General features: G+C 40.6%; 4 protein-coding genes. All 4 read right to left on the reverse strand.

Annotated elements, in window-relative coordinates:
- Window positions 1–812: 812 nt before the first annotated feature.
- On the reverse strand, window positions 813–1475 hold the full coding sequence (locus JWH17_RS22570; protein ID WP_205224965.1) for a hypothetical protein: 663 nt from the start codon (window positions 1473–1475) through the stop codon (window positions 813–815).
- A gap of 703 nt (window positions 1476–2178) precedes the next feature.
- Window positions 2179–2493 (reverse strand): DUF2958 domain-containing protein, encoded by a 315-nt coding sequence (locus JWH17_RS22575; protein WP_205224966.1) that lies wholly within the window; start codon window positions 2491–2493, stop codon window positions 2179–2181.
- 91 nt (window positions 2494–2584) lie between these two features.
- Window positions 2585–3214: a tyrosine-type recombinase/integrase gene (locus JWH17_RS22580; protein WP_205224967.1), complete on the reverse strand. Its 630-nt coding sequence runs from the start codon at window positions 3212–3214 to the stop codon at window positions 2585–2587.
- Between the two features lie 554 nt (window positions 3215–3768).
- Window positions 3769–5562, reverse strand: coding sequence for a hypothetical protein (locus JWH17_RS22585; protein WP_205224968.1), 1794 nt, complete (start codon window positions 5560–5562; stop codon window positions 3769–3771).
- Window positions 5563–6040: the final 478 nt, after the last annotated feature.

Raw genomic sequence — 6040 nt, forward strand, 5'->3', positions numbered from 1 at the left:
GAAGATATTGTACTTTTGATGGTTGATACAATCATGAGCACTGCAGTAGAGTTGATTGAAAGCAGTCGACGTGTAGCCGGTATAAATCACAATATTTTAACAACTTAAGATAACTCAGAAACTTGAGTTTGTATAAACTGATCAGGTTAAGAGTCGAGTCGCCCGGGGGGGGGGGGGGAACCTCCACCCTTCGCTCTACCTCCATTACAGAGGCTTCATCACTATTACGAGGTAATCCGCCCCTGTGCTCCGCATTGGTACTTGCATCCTCATGGGTCTTCCACTTGGATTCTTCCTTTGGCATCGGAACGACAGGTTCCCATGTTCCACACGAAAGCCAAGACCATGTTCACGCCACTTTTTTGCCGGGTACCGCTTGGGTAGTAGACAGGTTTCCCCCGAACTTACGAACTTATCCTGGGGTAGAATAAGGTCCCAGTTTTGACGACATCCATGTACTTTCGACACCTCATCAGTGGTTCACTTGCGTTCGTCTCCATAGTCCACACCTGACCCAGTCTTATGCCGGGCTGTTTCCTTAACGCTCACCACCATGGCTCTTCACCACAGCAGCTTAAGGTGGTTTGAAGCCCGCTCTTGCAAGCCGACTTCGAGGGGCCTACCTTCATCTTTCGTGTAGTTACGAGCAAAACTGCTTGCTCTCGTGGCACACCTATTCCTGTACATCTCCGACTCTGTCACTTTTGCTGTTAGCTGTCAGGCCAGCCTGAACTACTGTACATAGCTCAAGGGGTACCATGGCCAATCGTTGTTTCGATAACCACTGATTCGGAAGTTCATGTAGCCTATCGTTAAAACGGTGCCTTGATTTTTTTCACCACGTTAAAAGATATTTCGATCTGAAATTCTTTGATCTGTAAAATGTCATCCAGATATATTTCTGGAAAACTGTCATCTGATAGGTTGCGAAATAATGGGCTGTAATTTTTGTTCTCAGGCGCGGCTGTGATTTTGACAATTTTCTTAACTAGTCCCTGCTTCAACTTTCTGTTGAAGAAAGGGTCAATTTCTTCATTCTGAATGCTGTTTTTTATGGCCATTGGTTTGGCTGGGTCAGTTAGCTCTAAATCAGATATCATTCGATAACTAGTGGCGTACTGTTCAAGACCAGAATAGTCGTTAAGAATCACGCCAATTGCGTTATCAATAGCATCTGAAATCTTGCATAATTCGTCGTTTGTCTCGTCTAATTTTTTATCAATTTTCTTCAGGTCGGTTCGTTCATTTTCCGTTGCATCTTTAATGGCTCTACGTTGTGATGTACGTAAAGGAATTATCCCCAACTGTTTATGAAGGCGTTCCGCCAGCTCGACTATCAAATGAACATCCTTTTGGCCGCTTCTAAAATTTTTGTTACTTATAGCCTTCCTGATAAAATAAATTGCATGTTCAATTCCTAATAGCAGTTCATCGGCTAGTTCGAGATCACTTGAGACTGTCCTTTCTTTGCTCATTTTTTTCCGTTGTGTTGAAATTATTTTTAATAAACTGACAACATTTTGTCGTTGTAAGTCCGGCTGTCTTTACTGTTGTCCAGTGGCCGTGTGTATGGTTTTCCAGAGAATTTGCAGGTGGTAATTTAATTGGTGCCGAGGGTCACGATACCATTAGCGATGAAATCATGAGATTGCGACCACCGTTACTGGTGCTCTAAGATGAAGAGGCTTGTGGGGTAGAAACAGATTGGGGTTTCTTCGGTTACTTCAAAGGTAGAACATGACTTCCTATTAAGGTGCTTTCTGTCAGATGAATCGAACAGGGTCAAACGCTTGTGTGAGGCGGCCCTTACTACTGTCCAATGCGCGTAGTGCCAACTTTCAAAGCTGATAATAGCCACTCTATTAGTGTCATCGTTGAGTTTGGTGTACAGGGTTTTCCAGAGTAATCGTAAAGGTGCTTCAGCGTTTCGGTGATACGGTTTTGAATACGTGAGGTTGAATTCCGGGCAGATGATGGATTTCAGGATACTGCTGACATTAGGTGTTGTTATTCCATCTATCAGGAACCTATTAGATTTTTTATGCTGTGAAAGGTGATCGCAGATTAAAAAGAATAATTCTTGAGTATTCAGTAAACTCGATCTTGGTTTCAGGGCTTTTGTTGCATTGATTACAGAATAGACACCGCATAAACTATCCAGTTGCCCCTGTCGGTACACTACCAATTTCTAATGAGTGGAACTTCCGATACCGGTTTTTGTTCCCAATGAAGATCACAATCTATTTCAACAAACCCTACTTTTATTTCACGCAGTTCGGTGAAACTAATGTACCCCCACTCGGCATTGAGAATATCTCCATTTAGAATAGCGTAACCGAAAAACAGGTCTTCACCGTCGTATTCAACTATGTACCAATCGCATCCACCTATGAAGAAGTGCAGGTACACTATTTTTTCTGCTAAAACCGTGTTTTCGGTACTATAGAGCCTTGGGATTAAATCAAGTTGTTCTTGTTTCGGTACATTCCACATAATAGGTCTCCTTTGGTGGTAAAAACGCACTTGTGCGTCACACGTTTTCACATGTATATATATAAATGAAATTGTGCATAAAATCGGTTTGTTACTTTATGATACTGTTGGCAAGGTTTTGATTTTGTTCGGGGAGAATGTCTGCATAAAGGGTGGTCATATTGAGACTCGCATGACCAAGTTGTCGTTGGACAAACCGCAAGTTGCCACCGGTTTTGTTCAGAAGGAGGGTTGCGTAAGTATGGCGGGCGCTGTGAATCGAGTAGTGGGAAGGCAGGTTAGCTGCTTTGATAGCCTGCTTAAAGCTTAAATAAAGGGCTGTAGTGGTGTATTTTTCACCATTACTTTTAGCGAGCACGGGTGCATTTGCATCCATGGATAAAAATTCTACTTTTTTCTTATACTCCAAGTAATTTTTGATGTATTTTTTGGTTTGCGCGTCGATATACACACTTCTTTTCTTATTCCCTTTGCCTTTCCTGACCACAAGGTAAGAGTCGCTAATTCCGGTTAAATACAGGTCTCCAATGCATAGATCAGCTATTTCAGAGACTCTGAGGCCGGTATATAGTGCAAAATGTATTAAAAATGCTCTCGTGACCCAAGTTTTCCGCCCTTTAGCAGTGTCAACAATAGCCTTTTCCTCACAAACTTTTAGCAGTTGACGTACTTCATCGGGCGACAAAAATTTATCACGAGTAATTGAATACCCGTTATCCATAGTTGTCCTTTCTGTGATTTTGTGTAAGTCGAAACTTCGATGAAAATAGAAGGCACCAAGTGATCACTTGATGTGTACGTATATTAGTCGAAAAACATAAAAAAGTCAATAAATACCTGTTTAAAGGTTGTTTTTAGCCATTTCGGTATATTCGCTGGAAATACGACAAATTGTCGTAAATGATACCCGGGATAGCATTGAGAATAGACATCTTCAATGCTAACCGAGTCACCGACAAAAAGCAGATGTGCTTAAAACACTGAACTAGGCCGTTCAGAGGTTGGGGAAGTAGGTTGTAGAGGTATTTAACAGGTTATTCTATGGTAGATGGTTTTGTGTATTTAGCTATTCTAAAAAAAAATATCTAGTTATGTCAATATGTTATACGGATTGACGAAAAACCCGCAACGTGCTTGTTTGGCCCAACAACAGGGTTGTGGAGGTCACGAAGGTGGTTCAGGTGGTATTTTAGCTATTAGTGGGCTCTCGGCTTCCACACTTATTACTCGAACTAGTTAACTTTCAAAAAAAAAAAAAAAAAAAGAGAAGTGAAATTAAAATTGAATCTTCTTACCTATTGAAATAGCGAGTTTTCTTTCAGTCTTAACTTTATCACGGTCATCGGTACTTGCTAGAGCCTTTAATTCTAACGCAGCACCTTTTAACTTGGATTTTCTACTGGCTTTCTCGACGAGTTCATCGGTTATTTCAGAGTCGGTTATCAGTCCGTCATGCTCGTTCCTGAGTACTTTAATATCGTGTTCAGTGCACAGTAATGTCAGGTGGTGTATGAAGTGTGCTTCCTGTCCTTGCAAGATGAAAGCAGTGAGTTTTCTTTCAGCCTCTGATTTAGCAGAACCTCCAAGTTTTGTTAAAGGAGTCTTTTCCGGGTTCACTTGGTGTTCATAGAAAATATCCATGAGGTGAAGTTCACCATTTCTCTTGCTTAGACCGTAGATTTTGTGACGCATACCGCATGCATTTTGCCAGTGGTAGTAGTCTTTTTTAGAATCGTAGAGATAGTGAGAATCTGGGCTAATTATGTAGTTCCTCCACTTGCGAACACTTGTTAGTAGGCCTTTTGCTTCCTTAATGAAGTTATTTAGGGATTTGCGTTCCAGTTTGGTTGTATTATTGCCTGGATACTTGAATTGGTAGTATTCACGAATAGCATCTTTAATCGCAGAGTTTTCTCCACTTGGTTCAGAGCCCATTATTGCAGCGTAAAGGCATGTTTTCCAGGTATCAGTGTCAAGGTCAACTCGTTTAGAATATGTGTATTTAGCATTGGGGTCAGCCATGTAGTTTTTAATCCAGGTGTTATCTATACCGGAATCCTTGAGTTCATGAATTAGAATGTTAGCCTGGGAGCCTTTTAGGTCGTAATTATAGTGTTTAACGCCGTTGAAAGCGCATTTCTTAAAGTACCTGCTAGCGTTCTGAATTCCTCCGCCAATTTCACTTAGTCTTCCTGATACTTGAGGACGGTTTGCGACTTGGTAACTGTACAGCGGGTTTCCTGCTTTACTTTTCTTTTTTAATAGCTTGGGTTGTTGGTAGAGGATTGTTTGCTGGCTGCTGCGTTCGTTTATGAATTTTTTCTTAAGTCTACGTAAATCTTTTAAATAGATTTCCATCTGTTCAGGGCTAATTTCCGGGTTTAAAAGTGCTTTATCGTAGTTATTTTTTGCTCTTCGGTAGGTCTTTTCTCTGTAGTCTACTAGCCTTTTTATGTGCACTGGATTGAATACACACGGAGACAGAGATTTTATGCTTCTCTTGAGATCATCAGGAAGTTTAAAACCTCTTTCCTTCTCATGGTATTTATCAGTGCGGATTGCTCTATCGGGAGCCCCGTTGATTATGTTAACAGGTCTTTTGGGCCGTTTCCCTGCAACTAAGACATTCCATTGTTCCTTGGTGTCCTGGTTTTCAATCTCAAGGCACTCGTGAAAGTTTTCGTCAGGTAGTCTGTAGCACCTGCTGATGTGCAGCAAGTTGTTTGAGCCTGTCATTTCAATCAACCGATATTTATTCTTCAGGGGAACCGTTTTGAAATCTCTGGAAAATGTCTTGTCAATTAACCTGCAATACACAGGAATAAATAGCTCTAAGTTTTCATCATCAAAGAGGTCAGTAGTACTTTCCTTCTTGATAAATACGGATTTCTGACTGTTGTAAATATGAGCCAAGAAATGATGTACTTTTTTGCGCATTTCAATATTATTTTGTGGGTCAATATCAAACTCCAACAATTCCGTTAAGGACCATAGATAATCATATAAGTTTTTTGGTCCCCGGATTTTTGTGGGAATGAATCCTCTACCTTCGTATGGTTTTCGTGCCATTAGTTTACCTCGATGAATATGAAAAGTTTAAGTTGGTAATGTTATAAACGAGTTAAATTCAGCAGGTATATGATGAGCAAAAGGAAGGACACGTGTCGCTGAGGGGGGAAGGCAAAAACGACAAGTTGACGCTTTTGGGCGATAATAGGTAAGGCAGTGCGTAATAGGTCAAGTTGACCAATTTAAAGGGTGTGGCGTCTGTGCAAAGACAGGTTAGTTTGAATATTTTTAAGTTTACGTATCAGATAGTTAAGAGAATACACTTGTTATCCCTGATATACTTAAGAAAATAGTAATTTTATTAATAAAAAGGGGGAAAGGGAACAGTCTGTAACCTATCCCTGCTACCTAGTGTCTGTCCGCGAGAAGCTATTTATTTGATTTAGTAAGAGAAAATCGCCTTTTAAGGGATGCTCTTTTTACGATTCCTGGTAAAGTTTTTTTAGTAAGTCGCTAAAATTACTTGATTAACTATTTC

The sequence above is a fragment of the Desulfogranum marinum genome (assembly GCF_016918565.1).
GTDB lineage: Bacteria > Desulfobacterota > Desulfobulbia > Desulfobulbales > Desulfobulbaceae > Desulfogranum > Desulfogranum marinum.

Excerpts from the sequence above, each read along its gene's own strand:
- JWH17_RS22570 (WP_205224965.1), bottom strand. The coding sequence starts at position 1,475 with ATGAGCAAAGAAAGGACAGTCTCAAGTGATCTCGAACTAGCCGATGAA.
- JWH17_RS22575 (WP_205224966.1), bottom strand. The coding sequence starts at position 2,493 with ATGTGGAATGTACCGAAACAAGAACAACTTGATTTAATCCCAAGGCTC.
- JWH17_RS22580 (WP_205224967.1), bottom strand. The coding sequence starts at position 3,214 with ATGGATAACGGGTATTCAATTACTCGTGATAAATTTTTGTCGCCCGAT.
- JWH17_RS22585 (WP_205224968.1), bottom strand. The coding sequence starts at position 5,562 with ATGGCACGAAAACCATACGAAGGTAGAGGATTCATTCCCACAAAAATC.